Annotated in this window: 17 protein-coding genes and 2 pseudogenes; 9 read left to right on the plus strand and 10 right to left on the minus strand. The window is 74.6% G+C overall.

Translation table 11 applies throughout. From position 1 onward, the window contains the following. Positions 1–8: 8 nt before the first annotated feature. The 6 genes from AB0J21_RS06130 to AB0J21_RS06155 form a co-directional block, all read right to left on the minus strand. On the minus strand, positions 9–2393 hold the full coding sequence (locus tag AB0J21_RS06130; protein WP_363144607.1) for a hypothetical protein: 2385 nt from the start codon (positions 2391–2393) through the stop codon (positions 9–11). Further along, on the minus strand, positions 2390–3475 hold the full coding sequence (locus tag AB0J21_RS06135; protein ID WP_363144608.1) for a Gfo/Idh/MocA family oxidoreductase: 1086 nt from the start codon (positions 3473–3475) through the stop codon (positions 2390–2392). The genes AB0J21_RS06130 and AB0J21_RS06135 overlap by 4 nt, the downstream gene beginning before the upstream one ends. Before the next feature lie 125 nt (positions 3476–3600). After that, positions 3601–4080, minus strand: coding sequence for an NUDIX domain-containing protein (locus tag AB0J21_RS06140; protein ID WP_363144609.1), 480 nt, complete (start codon positions 4078–4080; stop codon positions 3601–3603). After that, the gene (locus AB0J21_RS06145) at positions 4077–5696 is read right to left on the minus strand and encodes a M28 family peptidase (protein WP_363144610.1); all 1620 of its coding nucleotides are present in this window, start codon (positions 5694–5696) and stop codon (positions 4077–4079) included. Before AB0J21_RS06145 ends, AB0J21_RS06140 begins: the two co-directional genes overlap by 4 nt. Before the next feature lie 503 nt (positions 5697–6199). Then, on the minus strand, positions 6200–7183 hold the full coding sequence (locus tag AB0J21_RS06150) for a LysR family transcriptional regulator (RefSeq protein ID WP_363144611.1): 984 nt from the start codon (positions 7181–7183) through the stop codon (positions 6200–6202). A gap of 122 nt (positions 7184–7305) precedes the next feature. Continuing rightward, positions 7306–8223, minus strand: a complete 918-nt coding sequence (locus AB0J21_RS06155) for an SDR family oxidoreductase (protein WP_363144612.1) — start codon at positions 8221–8223, stop codon at positions 7306–7308. Positions 8224–8446: 223 nt separating this feature from the next. Here AB0J21_RS06155 and AB0J21_RS06160 point away from each other — a divergent pair, with 223 nt between their 5' ends. The 5 genes from AB0J21_RS06160 (at position 8447) to AB0J21_RS06180 (ending at position 14064) form a co-directional block, all read left to right on the plus strand. Next, positions 8447–9613: a LysR family transcriptional regulator gene (locus AB0J21_RS06160; protein WP_363144613.1), complete on the plus strand. Its 1167-nt coding sequence runs from the start codon at positions 8447–8449 to the stop codon at positions 9611–9613. Positions 9614–9905: 292 nt separating this feature from the next. Next, complete coding sequence (locus AB0J21_RS06165; protein ID WP_363144614.1) at positions 9906–10829, plus strand: LysR family transcriptional regulator; 924 nt, start codon at positions 9906–9908, stop codon at positions 10827–10829. Positions 10830–11064: 235 nt separating this feature from the next. Further along, positions 11065–12399 (plus strand): MFS transporter, encoded by a 1335-nt coding sequence (locus AB0J21_RS06170; RefSeq protein WP_363144615.1) that lies wholly within the window; start codon positions 11065–11067, stop codon positions 12397–12399. 90 nt (positions 12400–12489) lie between these two features. Continuing rightward, a complete protein-coding gene (locus AB0J21_RS06175; protein WP_363144616.1) occupies positions 12490–13083 on the plus strand; it encodes a TetR/AcrR family transcriptional regulator in 594 nt (197 codons plus the stop codon). Positions 13084–13347: 264 nt separating this feature from the next. Beyond that, positions 13348–14064, plus strand: coding sequence for a class I SAM-dependent methyltransferase (locus tag AB0J21_RS06180; protein WP_363144617.1), 717 nt, complete (start codon positions 13348–13350; stop codon positions 14062–14064). A 54-nt stretch (positions 14065–14118) separates the two neighbouring features. Here the strand turns inward: AB0J21_RS06180 and AB0J21_RS06185 are convergent. Continuing rightward, positions 14119–14331, minus strand: a pseudogene (locus AB0J21_RS06185) (transcriptional regulator); the annotation flags it as partial. Positions 14332–14336: 5 nt separating this feature from the next. Between AB0J21_RS06185 and AB0J21_RS06190 the strand changes: the two are divergent. Beyond that, positions 14337–14738: pseudogene (locus AB0J21_RS06190) on the plus strand (SDR family oxidoreductase); the annotation flags it as partial. 110 nt (positions 14739–14848) lie between these two features. Here AB0J21_RS06190 and AB0J21_RS06195 read toward each other — a convergent pair. Then, positions 14849–15517, minus strand: coding sequence for a TetR/AcrR family transcriptional regulator (locus AB0J21_RS06195; RefSeq protein WP_363144618.1), 669 nt, complete (start codon positions 15515–15517; stop codon positions 14849–14851). Positions 15518–15601: 84 nt separating this feature from the next. On the opposite strand from AB0J21_RS06195, the gene AB0J21_RS06200 reads away from it, so the two are divergent. The 3 genes from AB0J21_RS06200 (at position 15602) to AB0J21_RS06210 (ending at position 17726) form a co-directional block, all read left to right on the plus strand. Continuing rightward, a complete protein-coding gene (locus AB0J21_RS06200) occupies positions 15602–16555 on the plus strand; it encodes an aldo/keto reductase (protein ID WP_363144619.1) in 954 nt (317 codons plus the stop codon). A 246-nt stretch (positions 16556–16801) separates the two neighbouring features. Further along, positions 16802–16957 carry a hypothetical protein gene (locus AB0J21_RS06205; protein ID WP_363144620.1) on the plus strand — a complete coding sequence of 52 codons (156 nt, stop codon included), beginning with the start codon at positions 16802–16804 and terminating at the stop codon, positions 16955–16957. A gap of 526 nt (positions 16958–17483) precedes the next feature. Continuing rightward, on the plus strand, positions 17484–17726 hold the full coding sequence (locus AB0J21_RS06210; protein WP_363144621.1) for a hypothetical protein: 243 nt from the start codon (positions 17484–17486) through the stop codon (positions 17724–17726). A 133-nt stretch (positions 17727–17859) separates the two neighbouring features. Here the strand turns inward: AB0J21_RS06210 and AB0J21_RS06215 are convergent, their stop codons facing one another. Both AB0J21_RS06215 and AB0J21_RS06220 read right to left on the minus strand, forming a co-directional pair. Beyond that, a complete protein-coding gene (locus AB0J21_RS06215; protein WP_363144622.1) occupies positions 17860–19668 on the minus strand; it encodes an ABC transporter ATP-binding protein in 1809 nt (602 codons plus the stop codon). Between the two features lie 42 nt (positions 19669–19710). Further along, positions 19711–19929 (minus strand): hypothetical protein, encoded by a 219-nt coding sequence (locus AB0J21_RS06220; RefSeq protein WP_363144623.1) that lies wholly within the window; start codon positions 19927–19929, stop codon positions 19711–19713. Positions 19930–20083: the final 154 nt, after the last annotated feature.

The following is a 20083-nucleotide window of genomic DNA, read 5'->3' on the forward strand; positions in this document are numbered from 1 at the left end:
CGGGGCTCTCACGGTCCGGGACCTCCGGCCCCCGGGGTCCCCGGTGTCTCCCCGAACCGCAGGTCGCGGCCCGCGAAGTCGATGCGGCCCATGCCGACGGCGTACAGCCGCAGCAGTACGGCGTGGCGCACCGCGCCGGGCGGCAGCGGGCCGGGGGTCGTCACCGTCAGCCGGGCGGTCGCGGACGTGCCGGGGGCCACGCGCAGCCGGCCGGGTTCGAGCCGGAAACCGAAGCCGTAGGGCCTCCCCCGGGTGATCCGCGCGCCCAGCAGCACGTCGAGCGGCGCGGCCCCGTCGTTGGCGAGTTCGGCGCTCACCTCGGTGGACCGCCCCGGAATGAGGAGCCCCGCGCCGGACAGGCGCAGCCGCACCGAGTCGTCCTCGGTGTCCTGCACCGCCCCGCACACCGGGCAGGACAGCAGGATCCGGCGCAGCGCGGGCCGCAGGACGTGGGCGCTGTGGTACCGGTGCAGGGCCTCCCCGCAGTACGGGCAGGCGCCGCAGGGGCTGTCGACGTGCCGCACCGCGTACGTGGGCCGGTACGCCTCCACGAAGTGGTACTCGCGGGTCTCGGTGAGCCGCAGCAGGGTGTCGAGGAGGTGCCGGTCCAGGCGCGCGCAGTTGTCGAGCACCCGGGCGGTCGCCTTGTGCAGCGGCTGCGACTGGGTGAGTTCGGCGGCGAGGGCGCGGGTGCGGCGGGCCACGGCGGGCAGGCTGTTGGCGGCGTCGGCGAGCACCGAGCGGGTCTTGTCGAGCTTGATGTCGAGGCTCGCGAGGTTGTCGTAGCGCTCGACGGCCCGCACGATCCGTTCGGCGTCCGTGACCTGCGGCCGGGCGGTGACGGTCACGGTGCACGGCGGGCCGTCCGGGGCGATCGGGCGCTCGCGGAAGCCGAGGACGAACGCGGAGAGTTCGCCGTCCACCTCGCCGAGCGCCCCGTACACCGGCAGCCGCCCGCCGAACGGCGCCCCCGCCGTGATCCGCAGCCGCCCCGCGCGGTGGGCCTCGCGCGGCCCCGGTCCGGGAAGCGGGACGCGGACCCGCGCGGGCAGCGTCCCGGTGAACTCGATCCGCGTCTCGCCCCCCGACGAACCGCGCACCTGTACGCCAGGGTCGGGGGCGGTCGGCGGCGGGCTCGCGTACACCGCCTCCGGGTCGCCGATCACCAGGATCTCGGGCGCGTCGACGCCCCAGCGCCGCAGGTTGTCGTTGACGACGCGCACGGCCGCCGCGACCGGCAGCCCCTCGTCCAGGAGCTGGTGGAACAGGAGGTTCTCGGCCGGGGAGCCGTCCTTGAGCAGCGGGCTCGCCACGTACGTACCGGCCCAGGCGTCGAGGAAACGGCGGCCCACGGTGAACCGCTCGTTGCCGCCGAAGAGTTGCGTGCCGAGTTTCAGCGTGAGGCACGCGTTGACGAAGACGATCTGCGCGGGCACGCTCGCCGGGTCCCAGCGCCGCGCCTGCGGGTACACGCACCCGTCGCCGCGCAGGCACGCGGGCGCCGTCGACAACTCCCGCCGCGCGGCGGCCCGCTGACCGGGGTCCCCGGTCAGTCCGCACAGCAGATCCCCGGACGTGAGCCGCAGGTAGTCCTCGCTGCCGTGGGTGAGGAGGCTGAACACGCGGTGCAGCGGCCGGTCCAGGGCGGCGCCGGGGACGGCGGCGGTGCCGGGGACGGCGGCGGTGCCGGGCGGGGCGCCTTGCCCGCCCCCGCCCTGGCCCGCCCCCTCGCCCCCGTGGTCGTACTCCGGGCCCGGGTCAGCGAACAGCGCGGCGTCCACCGCGTCCTGCGGGTAGACCGTCAGCCGCCCCTGCCGCAGCGGCTCGGCGCCCTTGAGCAGCGGGGCGAGGAACACGTCGGAGGCGGCCGGGGCCGCCTGGTGCGCGAGGGTCTTGCACACCAGGTCGGACAGCGCCTCGACCGTGCCCGCGCACAGCACCCCGAGGTCCACCGAGGGGAAGCGCGCGCGGACGGCGGTGGTGAGCCGGAAACTGAGGAGTGGCGAAGGGCCCGCGAGCGTCACGTACCGCGCGTCCGGCTCGCGCGCGAGCGCCGCGCACACCGCGTCCGCCCCCGGGCCGGGCAGGACGGCCAGCCGGGCGCCCTTGGCGAGCGCGAACACGGCGGCCGGGTACGCGAACTCCTCGGGCCCGGCCGCGACGACCACGTGGTCCGCGCGCCCGTGCCGCGCCAGGAACGCGACCGCCTCGGCGAGTTCGGCGGCCCCCGCCCCGGCGGCGGCCGGCTCGTGGCCCAGGCGCGCCGCGATCCGCCTCGGCCAGACGTGCGCACCGGCCGTGTCGAGCGCGGGCACCTCCCGGCCGCCGCTGCCCGGCCGGGCCAGTGCGGCGGCGAGGTACTGCGCGGGGGAGCGCGCGAGCAGGATCGTCACGGACGGCCGTTCCTCTCCACCGGGTCGGCCGGGGCGGGACGGGGGAGCGCGGCCGTCGCGCTCTCCCCGGCCCGCCCCCGGTACGCCGCCTCGATCGTCCGCACGGTGCTGAGCTGACGGCGCAGGTGCGCGGAGCGGTAGGCGCGGTCGTCGAGCCGCCCGAAGTACTCGGTGAACATCGCCCGCACGATGTCCGCCTTGGTCCCGGGACGCGTGTGGCGCACGGGCGGCGGATCGCCCGGCAGGTGCAGCAGCGCCCGGTCCGGCTCGACGCTCAGCGCCCCCACCGTGCCGAGCACGAGGAGCCGCTCGGTCTTCTCGTAGTGGTGCCGGGACACCCGCAGCGAACCGGCGAGCGTCGCCGAGGGGAAGCCGCACAGCAGGCACACCAGGTCCTCCAGCCGCCGGTCACGCATCTCCTCGTAGCGGTGCGTGAAGATCGCGTCGACCCGGGAGGGCGGCGGGAACAGCCCCGCGAGGACGTCGACCAGGTGGTAGCCCATGTCGAGCAGGACCCCGCCGAGGGCCTGGTCCCGGGAGGCCCGCCAGCCGCTCGTCGCCCGGCCGAGCGCCAGGTGGTAGTCGTACGAGAACCAGTACGGCGAACCGATCCGGTCCAGCTGCTCGCGGGCGAAGGCGAAGACCGGGTTGAAGTTGCGCTGGAGCAGCGTGAGGACGCTGCGGTCCACGGCGTGCGCGAGGGAGACGAGGTGCTCGGCCTCGGCGACGGTCACCGCGAACGGCTTCTCCTTGACGATGTGCTTGCCGTGCCGCAACAGCTCCTCGCACACCGCGAAGTGCGCGTGGTGCGGGACCGTGACGAGAGCGGTGTCGAACTCGGCCTCCCGCAGCGCCTCGCCGACGCTGCCGAAACAGGGGAACCCGGAGCCCTGCGCCAACGCGACTGCGTCCGAACGGACTTCGACGCCGCCGACGACCTCGGCCTGTTCGCGTACGGGCCCCAGGTACTCGCGGCCCTGATGGCCCGCGAAGCCGACGAGCAGGACACGGCGGCGCCGCACGGGCACGGCCACAGGCCCGGCCAAGGACATGGGCACGGACACGGGCGCATGAGGGGGCATGTAGGGCTCCTTCCTTCGACGGTGGGGACGGGACGGGGACGGGCGGCGTGCACAGGACGGGATCGACGGCGGGTACGGGCGGGGCGGGGCAGGTGTCCGGTGAACCGGATCAGGGGCGGGCCGGGTCAGGGCGGCGCACCGGACCCGGTGCGGGCCGGGCCGGGCGTCCGGTGCCGGTCGAGCCAGGTGTGCGCGGCGCGGACGAGGTCGGGGACGAAGGGGCCGCTCAGTCGCAGGTTCTCGTCGAGCAGGCCGAGGTCCCCGGGCCCGAGCCACGCGCCGCGCGTGTGCTTGCCGGGCTCCAGCCGGGGCGCCGCGAGGTCCCCGTCGACCTCGACCAGGTAGTCGTGCTCGGTGTGCGTGAGCCCGTCGGCCTCCCAGTCCCGCACGGACAGCAGGCCGAGCACGCGCCGCAGCCGCCACCCCGTCTCCTCCTCGATCTCGCGGCGCAGCGCCGCGAGCGGGCGCTCCCCGTCCTCGACATGGCCGCCGACCACGTCCCAGCAGCCGGGGAACAGCCGCCGGTCCGGGGAGCGCCGCTGGACGAAGACCCGGCCCAGGCCGTCCACCACGAGCGCCCCGACGACGGGCCGCCCCGCCGTCACGACCGGCCCCGCGTCAGGGGGCCCTGGGGCGCGGGCACCGGCGGGGAGGGCGGCCCCGGGTGGGCGGACCGCGCCGCGGGAGTCAGCGCGTAGGAGGACCAGACGCGCCAGAACGCGGCGCTGTTGAGGCGGGTGGCGCGGCGGCTGTACTGCCCGGACCGGTCGCACGGCAGGTGGTAGCACGGGTCGTGGGGCGCCCCGGCCCGGCCGCCCCACAGGCGGGCCTGCCCGGCGGTCTTGGGCTCGAACGAGCCCCCGTACAGGCCCCCGGTGGGGATCCCTGCGGCGACGAAGGGCACGTAGTCCGAGCGCCCGTCGGCCGGGGCGGGGAGGGTCCGCGCGCCGAGGGCGGCGAAGGCCGCGCGGAAACGCCGCTCGATCCCGGCCGAACCGGGGGCCGGGGTCTGCCCCGGGCCCGGCGCGGTGGCCGCCGCGCCCAGCACGTACAGCCCGTAGTTGGGGCTGCCGACCATCTCCAGGTTGAGGTAGGCCCGTACCCGCGCCCGTTCCCGGACGCCGAGCGAGGCGACGTGGTGGCGCGAGCCGAGCAGCCCGAACTCCTCCGCCGCCCAGAACGCGAACCGCAGCTCCGCGCCCGCCCCGCCGCCTCCCGCACCCGTCAAGGGGGCGGCGTGCAGGGCGGTTTCCAGCAGGACGGCCGCCGCGACGCCGTTGTCGTTGATCCCCGGCCCGTCCGGTACGGAGTCGAGGTGGGCGCCCGCCACGACGGTACGGCCGGACGCGGCGGGCCCGGCCGTGGCCAGCAGGTTCGCGGTACGGCGCCGCTCGGTGCGCGAGCGCAGCGTCAGCAGGCCCGGTCTCCCGGCGGCGGCCTCCCGGGCCAGGAGGCGGCCCGTCTCCGGGCTCACCCCGCCGACGGGGAGCCGGGCGCCGCCGTCCGCCGTGAGCCAGCCGTGCGGCGGGCCCGGGGCCTCGTTGACGACGAGCAGAGCCCGGGCGCCCGCCCCGGCCGCGAGCCGTTCCTTACGGTCGAGACCGCAGCCGCCCGCCCGTACGACCGCGAACCCCTCCGCCGCCCGCGCGCCTTCGTAGGCGGTCGGGGCACACCCCTGGGCCCGCTCCGCACCTCCCGTCAGGACGGCGAAACGGGCGCGCAGGCCGGCGGCGGGGGTGGAGGGCGCGTACCCGGCGACGACCACGTCCGGTGACCGCCCGGTCCCCAGAATCAGTTCCTCTTTCAACGTCTCGGTGTAGAGAAAAGGGAATTCCTCGCGCCGCGTCCGGTATCCGGCTGCTTTCAGCAGTGATTCCGCATAACGCAGCGAGGCGTCGTATCCGGGGGTTCCCGAGGCGCGGCGCCCGCCGTTCCGGTCCGCGACGCGCTGGAATTCCTCGACATGCCGTTCGACACGGGCGAGTTCGGGCGGCGCGGGCGTGGACGCGGGTCCGGGGGCCGCCCGGGACTCAGCGGTGCGGGTGACGGCCTGCGCGGGGGCGGGGACCGCGCGTGGTGCCGGGCTCAGGGCGGCGGCCGGCACGGCGAGCACCAGGACGGTGACGGCGAACCCCGGCCGGAACCGCGCGTGAACAGGGCGGCGGCCGGTGGTGGGGCGGGCGGCGGTGGGGGGACGGGCGCGGCTCGGGGCGGGGGACACAGGCTGACTCCCGGTACGTGAGGGTCGGCTCGACGGTGGCGGGGCGAACGCGGGCGGGACGGGGCGGGCGCCACGGCTGGTGTCCGCCGGGGCCGGGAAGGTCCGGCGGCCGGACCTGTGGTGCGGCTGGTGAAGGAGTGACCCCCGGAATTCCGCTCCGATCATCACGAGGGCCGGCGTCCCCGGTCAATGGCGGCAGCGCTTTTACGGCCGTTTCCGCCCTGTCCGGATCGGAGTGCGCGAGAAGTGTGCGCGAGAGGTGGACGGGTGCCGGAAGGGGGGCGGAAAGGCGGCCCAAACGTGGAATTCCCACGAATCCCCGTTCGGTTACCGTGGGTGACGTCCGTCAGTCGCGGGAACCCCGCGCTCCGCGCTCACCGCGCGCTCCCGCCGCCCGCCGACGCGCCGCACGCGGGCACGCCGGGTTACCCGAATGTCGCTGTGAGTAAACGCGCGACTTCACGACGTGACCGCCGGACGGAGCCCGGCGCACGATGGCTGGTTCAGTGGGCGAGCCGGGCCGGTGGCGGGGACTGTTCGAGCAGTGTGCGATCGGCGTCCGGCAGCCAGTGCGCGTCCGCGTCGTAGCGCAGGAGTTCCGGGGCGGACCGTTCGGCGAGGCGGGCCAGCAGTTCCACCGCCGGATGCCGCCGGTCCCGGTGCCGTACGAGCGACCACGGGTAGAGCGGGGCCGGGGCGAGGAGCGGTACGGAGCGCAGGGCGGCCCCGTGCGCGTAGTCGACGTCGGCCCCCGCGAGGGTGGCCTGCGTGGGGCGCTCGCGCATGAGGTGCACGAAGTGCTCCTCGCTGAACGCGGGGCCGCAGCGGGTCAGCGGCACGGCGAAGCCCTCCGCGAGGCGGCGCACGTACTGCTCCCACTCGGAGGCCTGTCCGTAGTGCGGCAGCCACACGCCGTCCGCCCGCAGTTCCTCCACGCGCAGCGCCTCCCGGCCGGCCCAGGGGTGGTCCGGCAGGACGAGGGCGTGCAGGGGTTCGAGGCGGACGAGGCGGTGGGTGGCCTCGGCGGGCCAGGGCCGGACGTCGTGGACCCGGCCGAAGGCCGCGTCGATCTCTCCGCGCACGAGGGCCGGGAGCGCGGCGGCGAGGGTCTGGCGCATGCCGAGGTGGACCGGCAGCCCCGGGCACTCCTCGGTGAGCCGCCGTACGAACCGCACCGGGGTGAGTCGCCCGTCGACCACGTCCACCCGTAGCGGCGCCGGCGGCTGGGCCGGCCGTACCGAGGCGACGGCGGCCCGCGCCGCGTCGAGCGCCTGCCGGGCCGGTGCGAGGAAGCGCCGCCCCTCCTCGGTGAGTTCGGCGCCCCGGCCGCCGCGCAGGAACAGGGCCGCCCCCAGGGCGTCCTCCAGGCGCCGCACCCGCTGGGACACCGCCTGCTGGCTCACCGACAACCGCTCGGCCGCCCGGCCGAAGTGCAGTTCCTCGGCGGTGGCCACGAAGGACCGCACCAGCGTCAGGTCAAGGTCCATATGGTCCACAAGGAGTAACTGTCGATCAACAAGCAGTAGTTGTCAACGGGGCCCCGGGCGGTGCGGACGCCAGTGCGAGGACGCCCGCGCGCCCCCGTCCGGGCCCCCGGTCCGGGCCGGTCTCAGGCGTCGAGGTGGTCGAAGTAGTGGCCGTCCGCGAGGTCCTGGAGCAGGGTGGGCCCCTCGGGGTGCCAGCCGAGCAGCTTCCTGGTGACGGCGCTGGAGGTCGGGTTGTCGAGCTGGACGAAGTCGGTGAGGAACGAGAAGTACCCGCCCTCCTTCGCCTCCTCGGCGGTGACGCTCCGGACCGGCAGGTTCAGCCGGCGGCCGATGGCGCCCATGATCTCGCGCATCGGCACCCCCTCCTCGCCCGCTGCGTGCAGCACGGAACCGGCCGGAGCGGACTCCACGGCGAGGCGGAACAGGCGGGCCGCGTCGAGCCGGTGGACGCCGGGCCAGCGGTTGTCCCCCTCGCCGACGTGGGCGGCCACGCCCTTCTCGTGCGCCGCGTTGACGAGTGCGGGCAGGAAGCCCTTGTCCCCGTCGCCGTGCACGGAGGGGGACAGCCGTACGACGCTGGTGCGCACCCCGCGCTCCGCCCACTCCAGGGCGGCGGCCTCGGAGGCCAGCCGGGGGACGTCGGTCCCGGGCGGCGCCACGATGTCCTCGGTCCCGGTCCGGCCCGGCGCGATCCCGGCGAGCAGCAGCGTGCCCGAGGTGATCACGAGCGGTCTGCCGCTGCCTTCGAGGGCGCCCGCCAGCGTCCGGACGGCGTTCAGGTCCTTCGCGCCGGCCCCGGCGAAGTCGGTGAACGCGTGGTCGAAGGCGAGGTGGATGACGCCGTCCGAGGCGGCGGCCCCGGCGCTCAGGCTGTCGAGATCCTCCAGGTCGCCCCGGTGGACCTCGGCCCCGGCCGCCGTCAGGGCGGCGGCGGAGGAGTCGGAGCGTGCGAGGCCGAGGACCCCGTGTCCCGCCTGGAGGAGTTCGCGGACGACGGCCGAACCGATGAATCCGGTCGCCCCGGTGACGAATACGCGCATGGTGCAATCCCTTGTTTCCGGACGCTGGGCCGCCCGCGAACCACCTGCCGGAGAGAGCCCGGCCGGGGCGCCGCGAGCGACGGTTTCGATACCTCCACGCTAGGAATCCGCCGTACCGCTGTCCAAGACCTGTTTCGCATATCGCGTTGCATTCAAGGCATCGCCGCAGCTCAGAGCAGACATCTCCTGCATGTTCGGCCCGGGAGCGCCCTACACTCGAAGCATGACAGGCGCGAAACCCCCGACGGAACCGACCGGCCCCGCCGCTGCGCGAGACGTCGCAGGCGCGCGCGGCCCGTCAGGCTCGCACGGCGGCGCGCGGGACGCGGCGGCTCCGGCGGCTCCGGCAGAGGAAGACGCGGGCGAGGAGGTGGGCCGGGGCGCGCAGGAGAAGGTGCGCCGGGGCGCGGCCGAGGACGCCCCGCGCGGCCCGGTGCTCCCGGCGACCGTGCGCCCCGACGTCGATCTGCGGCTCGTCCGCTACTTCGTCGTCGTCGCCGGGCACCTGCACTTCGGCCGCGCGGCCGGGGAACTGCACATCACCCAGCCCTCCCTGAGCCGGCAGATCCGGCGGCTGGAGGAGCAGGTCGGCGCCCGCCTCCTGGACCGCACCCCGCGCGGCACCCGGCTCACGGACGCCGGGGAGGTCTTCCTGCCGCGCGCGAAGGCCCTGCTGCGAGCGGCCGCGCAGGCCATGGGACAGGCGCGGGCGGCGGCGCGGCCCGCCCGGCTCGTCGTCGGCTACACCTCGGGTCTCATCGTCACTCCGGCGGTGCGCGAGGTGCGACGCAGGCACCCGGACGCCGAGGTGCGCACGGTGAGCCTGGCCTGGCTCGACGCACGGGCCGCCCTGCTGGAGCACCGGGCGGACGCGGTCATGACCCGGCTCCCCTTCGCCACCGACCAGTTGCGGGTCACGGTCCTCTACGACGAGCCGCGCGTCCTGGTCGTCTCGCGCGAGCACCGGCTGGCCGGCCGCGACGTCGTCCGCCTCGACGACTTCGCGGGGGAGCCGATCCCGCGCATGCGGGGCGTCGACCCGGCCTGGAGCGCCTTCTGGCGCCTGGACCCCCGCCCGGACGGCAGCCGCCCGCCGGACGGCCCGTACATCGACAACCTTGAGGACAAGTTCGAGAGCGTCGCGGCCGGGGAGGCGGTGATCGTCACGGCGAGCCAGCGCCCGGGAGCGCTGCGCCCGGACCTCGTCGCGATCCCCCTCCTGGACGTCGAACCGAGCCACGTCGTCCTCGCGACCCGCGCCGAGGACCACGGCCGCCTCCTGACCGCCTTCCGCCGCTCGGCCCGGTCCCACCTGACCGTGCGCCCCGCGAACCCGCACAGCACGGGCGAGGCGGGCACCGCGCAGGACGCTTCGGACGGGGCCGCCTGATGACTGCCGGGGCGGTGTACCGACCGGTCGTCCCCGCAGGCCGCTGAGACCGGCGAGGGCCCGGCCCGTCCGCACCCCCTGGCCAGGCGTCCGCCGCAGGGTGCCGCCCTGCCGTCCCCCGATGGCCGGCAGGGCGGTGCGGGGCCCGGAGGCCGGCGCACGCGTCGGGGCGATGCCCGAGGATGTCGCCGTCTCCCTGGCCGCTGGACCATGCTGTCCGGGCGGTGGCGTGCGAACAACCGGTCATACTGCAACCCTCGTTTAGTCCTGCTCAACGTGGAGGGGCCCGGCCGTGCTGGAACGCGTGGAACTGGAGGCCTTCCTCACCCTGGCCGGGGAGTTGCACTTCGGCCGGACCGCCGCGCGGCTCGGCGTGACGACCGGCCGGATCAGCCAGGTCGTCAAACGGCTGGAGGGCCGGATCGGCGGCCCGCTCTTCGTACGCACCAACCGCAGCGTGCGGCTCACCCCGCTGGGGCATCAGCTGTACGAGGACCTTCAGCCGGCGTACGAGCAGATCAGGGCGGGGCTCGCGCGCGCGGCCGACACCGTGCGCGGAACCCATGACGCGCTCAAGGCCGGCTTCGTCGGCGCGCTCGCGGGCCAGGTCGTCCACCGGACGGCCGCCGTGTACCCGCGCCGGGTGCCCGGTGCGGTGGTCCAGGTCAAGGAGATACAGGTCGGTGAGGCGCTCGCCCGGCTGCGGGACGGGTACGTCGACGTGCTCGTGCTCAGTCTGCCGCTCAGCCAGGCGGACATCGTCGTCGGCCCGGTCCTCGTCTCCGAACCGCGCATGCTGGCCGTACCGCTGCGGCATCCGCTCGCCGCCCGGCCGAGCGTGACGATGGAGGACCTGGCCGGCATCCCGCTGGTGCGCCTGGCCGACGCGCTGCCGGGGGACTGGCCCTCCGACCGCACACCGGAACGCACCCCCTCGGGCCGTCCCATCGCCGCGGGCCCGCAGGCCGAGACCTTCCAGGAGGCGCTGCTCCAGGCCGGGGCGGGTGGCGGCGGCGTCATCGTCGGCGCGCAGGTGACCCGCTTCTACCGCCGCCCCGACCTCGTCTACGTGCCCTTCAGCGACGCGCCCCCCATCGAGTGGGCCGCCACCTGGCTCAGATCCGGCAACGGCTCGCGCAACCGCGCCTTCGCACACGTCGCCCGGGAGGTCGGACAGGGCCTGGACGCGCGGGACCCGGGCCCGGGCGAGGCGTAGGGCGCCGCAGCGGCCGGTCCCCGGGGCGGTGGTCGCAGGCGGTCGGTGCGCGCGGGTCCGGTCGGCGCGCGCGGGTCCGTGAAGCCGCGCGTTCCGAGGGCCCGAGGACCCACGAGTTCGCGGGCCGCGAGCCCGCGAGTCCCAGGGGCTTCCGTTTGACCTGAGTAGACCTGTCTGTCTAATCTGCCTCTTGATTAGACAGACAGGTCTACTCATACTTCGGACGGGAATGTTCATGACGAAGCTCTCGGTCGTCCCGGCGTCCACACCGGCGTCCACACGGGCGGGCGCCCCGGACGCGGCGCCCGCCGGCTCCGCATCCGATTCCGGGCCCGGCTCCGCCGCCGGGTCCGCCCGGGGCCGGCGGCTGCCGCCGAACGTGGCCCTGTACGTACTCGCCTCGATCACCATCTCGTTCCTGGCGGCCTCCAGTGCGCCGACCCCGCTCTACGCGGTCTACCAGGCCGAATGGGGGTTCGACCCGATCACCACCACCGTGGTCTTCGGCGTCTACGCGGTGGCCGTGCTGTTCGGGCTGCTGACCATGGGCAAGCTCTCCGACCACGTCGGCAGGCGGCCGGTGCTGCTGGCCGCGCTCGCGGCGCAGGCCGCCTCGATGGTCGTCTTCGCCACCGCCGGCGGCGTATCGGGACTGATGGTCGCCCGGATCGTCCAGGGGCTGTCGACCGGTGCCGCGCTCGGCGCGATCGGGGCGGGGATGATGGACATAGACCGGCCGCGCGGCACGATCACCAACGCGGTCGTCCCGGGTATCGGCACGGCGGCCGGCGCGCTCGTCTCCGGCCTCGTCGTCCAGTTCCTGCCCGCGCCCACGCATCTGGTCTACCTCGGGCTGCTGGCGGTCTTCGTCCTCCAGGCCGTCGCCGTCGCGCTGACGGCGGAGACGGTGACCCGCAAGCCGGGGGCGATGGCCAGCCTGGTGCCGGAGATCAAACTGCCGCGCGCCGTACGCCGACCGATGCTCGTGGCCGTGCCGGTGCTGTTCGCCGTCTGGGCGCTGGCCGGACTGTACGGGTCGCTCGGCCCGTCTCTCGCACGGCAGTTGACCGGTTCCAGTTCCGAAGTCCTCGGCGGGCTGAGCCTGTTCGTGCTCGCCGGGGTGGCCGCCGTGTCGGTACTGGTCCTGCGGAGGGCGGCGACCCGGACGGTGATGCTCACCGGCATCCTCGCGCTGATCGCCGGGGTGGCCCTCACCCTCGTCTCGGTCCGCGACTCCTCCGCCACCGGCTTCTTCGTCGGCACCGCCATCGCGGGCGTCGGCTTCGGCAGCGGGTTCCAGGGCGGCATCCGTACGGTGATGCCGCTGGCCCGGCCGCACGAGAGTTCCGGGGTGCTGTCGCTGCTCTTCGTCGTCTCCTACCTGGGCATGGGCGTGCCCGCCGTGATCGCCGGGTTCCTCGTCGTCCACGCGGGCGGACTGACCGCCACCGCGCAGGAGTACGGCCTCGCCGTGATCGTCCTCGCGGCCTTCGCGCTGCTCGGGCTGGGGCGCGGCGGCCGGGACGGCGCGGCGGCCCTGCCGGGCGAGCGGGTCGCCGGCAACACCTGAGCGGGGGCTTGTGGACCGGACTCGGCCGGGACTCGGCCAGGAGTCTGCCGGGGCATAATGTAGACAGATCTGTCTGAAAGGGTGGCCGTCATGGCGAGTGGCCGGAGCACCGCGAAGCCGTCGGCGCGTGAGCGCCTGCTCGTCGCCGCGAACGAACTGTTCTACGCCGAGGGCGTGCAGAGCGTGGGGATCGACCGGGTCATCGAGCACGCGGGCGTGGCCAAGGCCTCGTTGTACAACACCTTCGGCGGCAAGGAGCAGCTCGTCCGGGCGTACCTCGACGCCCGGCACGCGGGCACCGCCGACCGGATCACCCGGGCCGTCGCGGAGCACGACACGCCCCGCGAGCAGATCCTGGCGGTCTTCGACTCCCAGGGGCGGCAGTTCGACCGGCCCGACTTCCGGGGCTGCGCCTTCATCCGCGTGGGCGCCGAGGCCAGCCCCGGCGGGCTGGTCCAGGAAGCGGCGGACGCCTTCCGTGGCTGGATGCGCGCACTCTTCACCCGCCTCGCCGCCGAGGCGGGCGCCGCGGACCCCGAGGCCCTGGGCTGCCAGCTCCAACTCCTGTACGACGGCGCCGGTATCTCCGCCCTGATGGACCACGACTCCACCGTGGCCGCGACCTCCCGCGCGGCGGCGACCGCCCTGGTCGCGGCGGCGACGGGCGCGTCCGCCGAGGCGTGAGCGGCGGACACGCGGGCACGTGGGCACGCGGGTCAGCCGCGACCGACGCGGCACCACTGGATGGCCGGCTGGATGGCCGGCCTCGTCGGGTCGATCGCGCGCGGGGGTCGAGAGGTCCAACAGTCCCGCTTAACAGCGGAGTTGGGCCCCTCGCGACCGCCGTCCCTCGCCCGTCACCACCAGCTCCTCCCTCTCGTCATGAGCGGACGCACCCGGGACGGTGGCGTGGGACCGCGAGGGCGTCCGGAGGTACTGTGCTGCCTCATGAGTCAGCCCTCCCACGCCGCCCAACCCACCGCCCCCGCACAGCCGTTCCCGGTGTCCGGCGCCCCGGCCGGACCCGCCGCGCACCTGGGTGTGACGGCGGACGCCTACGACGCCGTCGCCGTCCTCTACGCCGAGTTGGCCCGTGACGCCCTCGCCGGGTTCCCGCTGGACCGCGCGGTGCTGGCCGCGTTCGCCGAGTACGCGCGGAGCGGCGGCTCCGGGCCCGTCGCCGAAGTGGGGTGCGGCCCCGGGCAGACGACCGCGCACCTGCGCGACCTCGGGCTGGACGTGTTCGGCGTGGACCTCTCCCCGGCGATGATCGAGATCGCCCGCGCGGCCCACCCCGGCCTGCGCTTCGAGCTCGGCTCCATGCACGCGCTGGACCTGCCCGGGGACGCGCTGAGCGGCATCGTCTCCTGGTACTCCCTCATCCACATCCCGCCCGGGGAACTGCACGCCTACTTCGCCGAGTTCGGGCGCGTACTGGCCCCCGGGGGCCACCTCCTGCTCGGCTTCTTCGAGTCGGGGGGCGGTCCGGTGTCGGCGTTCGACCACAAGGTGACGACGGCCTACCGGTGGCCCGTCGACGGCCTCGCGGAGCTGGCCGCCGCCGCGGGCTTCACCGAGGTCGGCCGGATGCTGCGGGAGCCGGGCGAGGGGGAGCGGTTCCGGCGGGGGCATCTGGTGATGCGCCGGGGTGCGTGGGAGAGCTGATACCCCGGCAGGGGCCGCCCGGTGAGGGCCGGGCCCGGGCGGTTCGCCGTCCCGTCAGCCGTCGACGTCCATGCGCTGCGTGCCGAGTACGGACAGGAGCCGCAGCGCCTCCTCGGAGGACGAACCCGGGTCGGCCGTGTAGATGACCACACGCTGGTCGCGGTCGGCGATGTCGAGGACATCGCAGTTGACGGTGACCGGGCCGACCCGCGGATGCCGGAAGGTCTTGCGCGGTGTGTGCCCGCCGGGCACGTCGTGCGAGGCCCACCCCGTGGCTCGCCATGATCGCTGAGATCGCCGCGATCCGGGCCACGGCGGGGACGGGCGCGATCGTCAACAACTCCAGCGTCGGCGCCTTCGGCGGCAACCCCGCGCTGCCCGCCTACGGGGCGATGAAGCGGGCGGTCAGCAGCCTCACGGAGTCGGCCGCCGTGACGTACGGCCCGGAAGGCATCCGCGTCAACGCGGTGGCCCCCGGCGGTACGTTGACCGAGATGATCCGCACGTGGGCGGCCGAGTCCCCGGGCCTCCTCGACCGCCTGGAGTCCCGGACCCCGCTGGGCCGGCCGGCGCGACCGGCCGAGATCGCCGAGGCCGCGGCCTGGCTCCTGAGCGACCGCGCGTCCTTCGTCACGGGCACGATCCTGCGCGTGGACGGGGGAGCGAACGTCTGAGCGGAGCGCGGCCCCGTGCGGCCCGGGACCGGACCAGGACCGGACCAGGACCGCCCCCGAGGCGGTCGCCCGCCGGGCCGGTGGTGCGAGGCGGCCGTGCGGCCGGGGCGCTACCGCCCCGCCCCCGCGTGCAGCGCGTCGGCGAGGAGGTCGAGCAGGCGTCCCGCCCGTTCCGGGGTGCCGGCGTTCGCCGTGGAGAGGAACACGCCCAGGAGCATGGTGGTGACGTCCTCGGGCTCGACGTCCGCGCGCAGCGAGCCCGTACGCGCTCCGGCCGCGAGGATCGCCGCGAGCGCGGCGGTCAGGCGTTCCCGGGTGGCCGGGGTCGCGATGCTCCCCGAGGCCATGCCCGCGCGCAGCGTGTCGACCATCCCGCGTTTGGTCGCGACGAAGGCCGCGTACCGGTCCATCCACGCCCGCAGCGCGGCCTCCGGCGGCAGCTCGGCGAGCAGGGCGGGGGCGCTGCCCGTGACGTCGTCGAGTTCCGCGCCGTACACCGCCTCGACGAGCGCCTCGCGGGTGGGGAAGTGACGATAGAGCGTGCCGATGCCCACCCCCGCCTCCCGGGCCACCGCTTCGAGCGGGACGGTGCCGTCGGCGGCGGCGAAGACGGTCCGCGCGGCCGTGAGCAGCTTCTCGCGGTTGCGCCGGGCGTCGGCGCGCGCGGGACGCCCGGCCGCCGCGCCCTTGCCCGTGGCGGGCCCGTTGCCGGCTCCGGTGCCCGTGCCGCTGGGCCGCTCGGGTGGCTTGCCGGGCGGCGTCGAGGTGGACCCAGTCAAAACGGAGGTCCCTCCGGTAGTGCTAGTGTCGTAAGAACGGAGGTACCTCCGTTTCTCCTATCGTCTCACGAGGGCAGCACGCTGATGACGTCCAATACCCCCTCCTCCTCGTCCTCCGAGTCCACCACCACGGCCACCGGCGTCCCGCGCCCCGGAGGCGCGTTCGCGCTCGCGGGCCGTACCGTCTCGCGCGTCGGCTTCGGCGCGATGCAGCTCCCTCGGCTGGCCGAGGACCGCGCCTCGGCTCTCGCGGTCCTGCGGCGCGCGGTCGAGCTCGGCGTCGACCACATCGACACCGCCCAGTTCTACGGAAACGGCTTCTCCAACGAGCTGATCCGTGAGGCGATCCGTCCCGAGGACGGCGTCACCGTCGTCAGCAAGGTGGGCGCCACCCCCGACCCCGGCCCGGTCCCGCTGCGCTTCGCGCAGAAGCCCGAGGAGCTGCGGGCGAGCGTCGAGGACAACCTCCGCAGCCTCGGCCTCGACCAGATCCCGCTGGTGAACCTGCGGCGCCCCGACTCCGGTCCCGGCCTGAAGGCCGAGGGTGACCAGCTGGTGCCCCTCGACGACCAGCTCGCGGTGATGACCGCGCTGCGCGACGAGGGCAAGATCGGCGCGATCGGCCTCAGCAGCGTGAGCCTGGACGTCCTGCGCCAGGCGCTCCCGGCGGGCATCGCCTGCGTGCAGAACGCCTACAGCCTCGTGTCGCGCGGGGACGAGGACCTGTTCGACCTGTGCGTGGCGGAGAACATCGCGTGGGTGCCGTACTTCCCGCTCGGCAGCGCCTTCCCCGGCCTGCCCAAGGTGACCGACGAGCCCGCCGTGCTCACCGCCGCGAAGTCGCTCGGCGTCAGCCCCGCGCAGGTCGGTCTGGCCTGGCTGCTGCACCACGGCCCGAACGTCCTCCTCATCCCGGGCACCGCGGACGCCGAGCACCTGGCGGCGAACGTCGCGGCGGGCTCGGTCGAGCTGGACGCGCCGACGCTCGCCGCACTGGACGCCGTGCCCTCCCGCTCGGGGGACATCGAGCACGGCTGACGTACGGGACGGGAGGCCCGGACGAGGGCTTCCCGGTAAGCGATGACAGGTCGCCGACAAGCGCGTGCATGGGTGGCGGGGACCGGGGCACACGGCGGTTGTGAAGCCGTGATCCAACAGCCGCCGCCCAGCCGGGGCGGCCGGACTGCACCTTGATCCGAGTTGTCCAGCGTGGAGAACAGGGTGCTGCGGGTTCGGCGTTGAAGAGTCCGTACGCACCTAAGAGACGTGAAGGTCGGAACTGTCATGCTTATTCTTGGCGTCATTCTGCTCATCATCGGCCTGCTGGTCGGTATTCCGCTGCTCACGACGATCGGCGGTGTGCTCCTCGTGGTCGGTGCCGTCCTGTGGATCCTCGGCGCGACCGGCCGCGCGGTCGGCGGGCGAAAGCACTATTTCTAAACCGCACAGACAGACGTACGACAGCACCGAGCCCCGTCCGGCCTTGACGCGCCGGCCGGGGCTCGGTGCTGTCGTACGTCCGGAACGGGGCGGGGCGGGGCGGTGGCCCGGTCACCGGCAGTGCGGGCCGCCGTGGCCTTCCCGATCGCAATCCGCGCGGCGGTCGGCCGGGTCCGTGCGGTCGGCCGATCCGGGGCGAACGGCCTGGGTAGTGCCCCTTCCCGGGTTCGTCAGGGACCTGTAACAAGGCTTCACGCCGGTGGAGACAGCGGTTGCCCATGTGATCAGATGATCAAGAGCCCGGGGGACCCCCGGAGCGCACCAGTACTCCGCACGGCCGCAACCCACGGCCGTCCCGAGTGCGAGACGCAACACCTGCGTCGCCCCGTCCGGGCCGGTGGCAGCCCCCTTGTCATCGCGGTCCAGGACGGCTGGACGGATTCGCGTGGTGTCACCGCGTCCGTCTCCCCCCATCAACGGCCGTGCGCTTTCCGGCGCGCGTGCCACAGGCGAAAGGGAGCGAATCATGCGCAACACCCTCAAGAAGGCCGCGGTCGTCGGCGCCGGTCTCCTGGCGTTCTCCGGTGTCGCCGCCGGAGCCGCTCAGGCGGCGCCGCGCCAGGGCGAGGACATCCAGGGCGTCGGCACTCTCGACGACTGCACCAACTGGGGCAAGGCCATGAAGGCCCAGGGAATCATCGTGGACTGGGCCTGCATGGTGGGCTCCAAGCCCAACACCTACGAGCTGACCCCGTTCTACGCGAGCTGACCCCGTTCTGCGCGAACTGACCCTGTTCTGCGCGAACTGACCCTCGTGCTGGGCGCGGGATGCCTCTTCTCCACGGACCGGCCCCCCGCCCCTCGGCTCCCCGGCGGACGCGTCCGCCGGGGAGCCGCCGTCGTCATGCCGCCCAGGACTGCGAGTGGACCAGCTCCCGGTAGGGTCCGCACCGCTCCATCAGGACCTCGTGCCGTCCCGCGTCGACGACCCGTCCGCGGTCCAGGAGGACCACCTGGTCCGCGTGGCGCACCGTGGAGAGCCGGTGGGCCACGACGAGGACCGCGCGCTGCCGGGACGCCGCCGTCATCGCGGTGCGCAGACGCTGTTCGTTGATGCCGTCGAGCTGCGAGGTCGGTTCGTCCAGCAGGAGGAGAGGCGCGGGGCTCAGCAGGCCGCGCGCGAGGGCGAGACGCTGGCGCTGGCCGCCGGACAGGTCGGTCGCACGGCCGATCACGGTGTCGAGGCCGTGCGGCAGCTCCTCGACGTCCGCGCGCAGCCCCACCGTGTCCAGTGCGGCCAGGACCTGTTCCCTCGGCACGGCGCCGGGGTCCCGGTGCCCGAGGAGGACGTTGTCCTGGATGCGCCCCTCCAGCAGGGTGAAGGACTGGTCGACGTAGGCGACCTGGGACCGCAGCGCGCTGAGCGGCCATCGCCGTACGTCCCGTCCGAACACCTCCACCTGACCCGAGTCGGTGTCGAGGAACCGCTCCACCAGCGCGAGGACCGTGGACTTGCCGGCGCCCGAGTGGCCGACGAGCGCGGTGAGTCCGCGCCCGGGAACGCCGAAGGAGACACCGCGCAGAGCCGGGTTCCCGTCGTACCCGGCGTGCACGTCGCGCAGGACGAGCGCGGGACGGTCGGCCGCCGCCACCGCGAGGGACCGGCCCTCCCCGTGGTCCTGGGCCTGTTCGCGCTCCTGTTCCAGCGACAGCAGGGAGGTGAAGCGCTCCCGGGCCGCGAACCCCGACTGGAGCCGGTTGACGCCGGTCACCAACAGCATGACGGGGCCCGTGAGCTGGAGCAGGTACAGCAGGAACGCGGCGAAGGCGGCGATGTCCAGGGCGCCCGAGGTGAGCCGGGCCCCGCCGACCACGATGACGCCCACCAGCGCGACCTGCTGCCCGAGGCCCATCACCGGGCTGAGCCAGGATTGCAGGCGGGCGCCGGTCAGGGCGCGCTGCCCGAGTTCGGCCGCGTCCTCGTGCAGGGCGCGCGCGGTGCGTTCCTCGGCCTGGTACGCCTTGATCGTGGTCAGTGAGGCCAGTACGGCGGTGAACCGCTGCGAGAGGACGCCCAGCGAGGTCTGCTGGGCGATGACGTTGCGCCGGACGCGGACCACGATCCAGCCGACCGCGATCCCGACCCCGGCGAAGGCGCCCACCGTGAGCGCGGCCAGGGCCCAGTCCAGGTACCCCATGACGCCCAGCGTCAGGACGACGGTCGTGGCCGCCACCGGGAGCTGCACCACCCCGGTGTCCACGAGTGAGCGCAGCAGGACGGCGTCGGACGTGACGCGCGCGACCAGCGTTCCCGCGCCCTGCTCCCGGACCGTGCTCAGCGGCAGGCGCAGGCCGTGTGACATCGCCTTCGACCGCAGGCCGAGGATCATGGCCTCGCCCGCCCGCTGCAACAGGTAGGAGCTGCCCGCCGAAGCGGCTGCGCCCCCCAGAGCGCAGCCGGCCATCAGGCAGGCCGTGGAGGTCAGCGACTCGTGGCGACCGAGCGCGGTGATGAGCTCCTTCACGAACCAGGGCACCGCGAGTGAGGCGACCGTGGACAGCAGCGCGAGCCCCAGGGCGAGTGACAGCGCGGTGCCCCTGCCGCGCAGGAGTTCGCCGACGAGTCCGGGAGCGCTCCGCCGGGCCCTTCGAGGGCGGTACCACCGCGGCGGTCCCGGCGCGGGCCGCTCCTCGTCGCCTGTCTCACGCACGGGGCGAGTCCCCCTCGGCGCTTGTGGCGGGCGGCCGCGGTCTCACTGCAGTCCCGCGTCGTGGGCCTGGGCCTCGGTGAGTTCGGCCTCGCTGAGCGTGGCGGGGTCGGTCTTGGTCACCATGGACCAGTGGCGTTCGACGGGGCATCGCGCGTATCGCCGGTGGGGCGAGACACGCAGGGACCGCAGGCCGATCATCGGGAGCCAGGTCGCGGTGAACAGGTGTCCTGCGGAGCATCGGACGATTGCGTTGCCGGCCATTGACTGCGTCTCCTTGCTTGCGGGAACTCGCGGAACTCATGGAACTCGTGGAACTCGTCGAACTCATGGAACTCGTCGAGACGGAACTCACGGACGTCATCGAAGGGGACGAGGGACGAGGGGGACGAGGGACGAGGGGGACGAGGGGGACGAG

It is taken from the genome of Streptomyces sp. NPDC049954 (assembly GCF_040656295.1).
Lineage (GTDB): Bacteria > Actinomycetota > Actinomycetes > Streptomycetales > Streptomycetaceae > Streptomyces.

Coding starts and splice junctions, on each gene's coding strand:
- AB0J21_RS06220 (WP_363144623.1), bottom strand. CDS start 19,929: ATGGCCGGCAACGCAATCGTCCGATGCTCCGCAGGACACCTGTTCACC.
- AB0J21_RS06200 (WP_363144619.1), top strand. CDS start 15,602: ATGACGTCCAATACCCCCTCCTCCTCGTCCTCCGAGTCCACCACCACG.
- AB0J21_RS06180 (WP_363144617.1), top strand. CDS start 13,348: ATGAGTCAGCCCTCCCACGCCGCCCAACCCACCGCCCCCGCACAGCCG.
- AB0J21_RS06175 (WP_363144616.1), top strand. CDS start 12,490: ATGGCGAGTGGCCGGAGCACCGCGAAGCCGTCGGCGCGTGAGCGCCTG.
- AB0J21_RS06210 (WP_363144621.1), top strand. CDS start 17,484: ATGCGCAACACCCTCAAGAAGGCCGCGGTCGTCGGCGCCGGTCTCCTG.
- AB0J21_RS06170 (WP_363144615.1), top strand. CDS start 11,065: ATGACGAAGCTCTCGGTCGTCCCGGCGTCCACACCGGCGTCCACACGG.
- AB0J21_RS06150 (WP_363144611.1), bottom strand. CDS start 7,183: ATGGACCTTGACCTGACGCTGGTGCGGTCCTTCGTGGCCACCGCCGAG.
- AB0J21_RS06205 (WP_363144620.1), top strand. CDS start 16,802: ATGCTTATTCTTGGCGTCATTCTGCTCATCATCGGCCTGCTGGTCGGT.
- AB0J21_RS06135 (WP_363144608.1), bottom strand. CDS start 3,475: ATGCCCCCTCATGCGCCCGTGTCCGTGCCCATGTCCTTGGCCGGGCCT.
- AB0J21_RS06160 (WP_363144613.1), top strand. CDS start 8,447: ATGACAGGCGCGAAACCCCCGACGGAACCGACCGGCCCCGCCGCTGCG.
- AB0J21_RS06155 (WP_363144612.1), bottom strand. CDS start 8,223: ATGCGCGTATTCGTCACCGGGGCGACCGGATTCATCGGTTCGGCCGTC.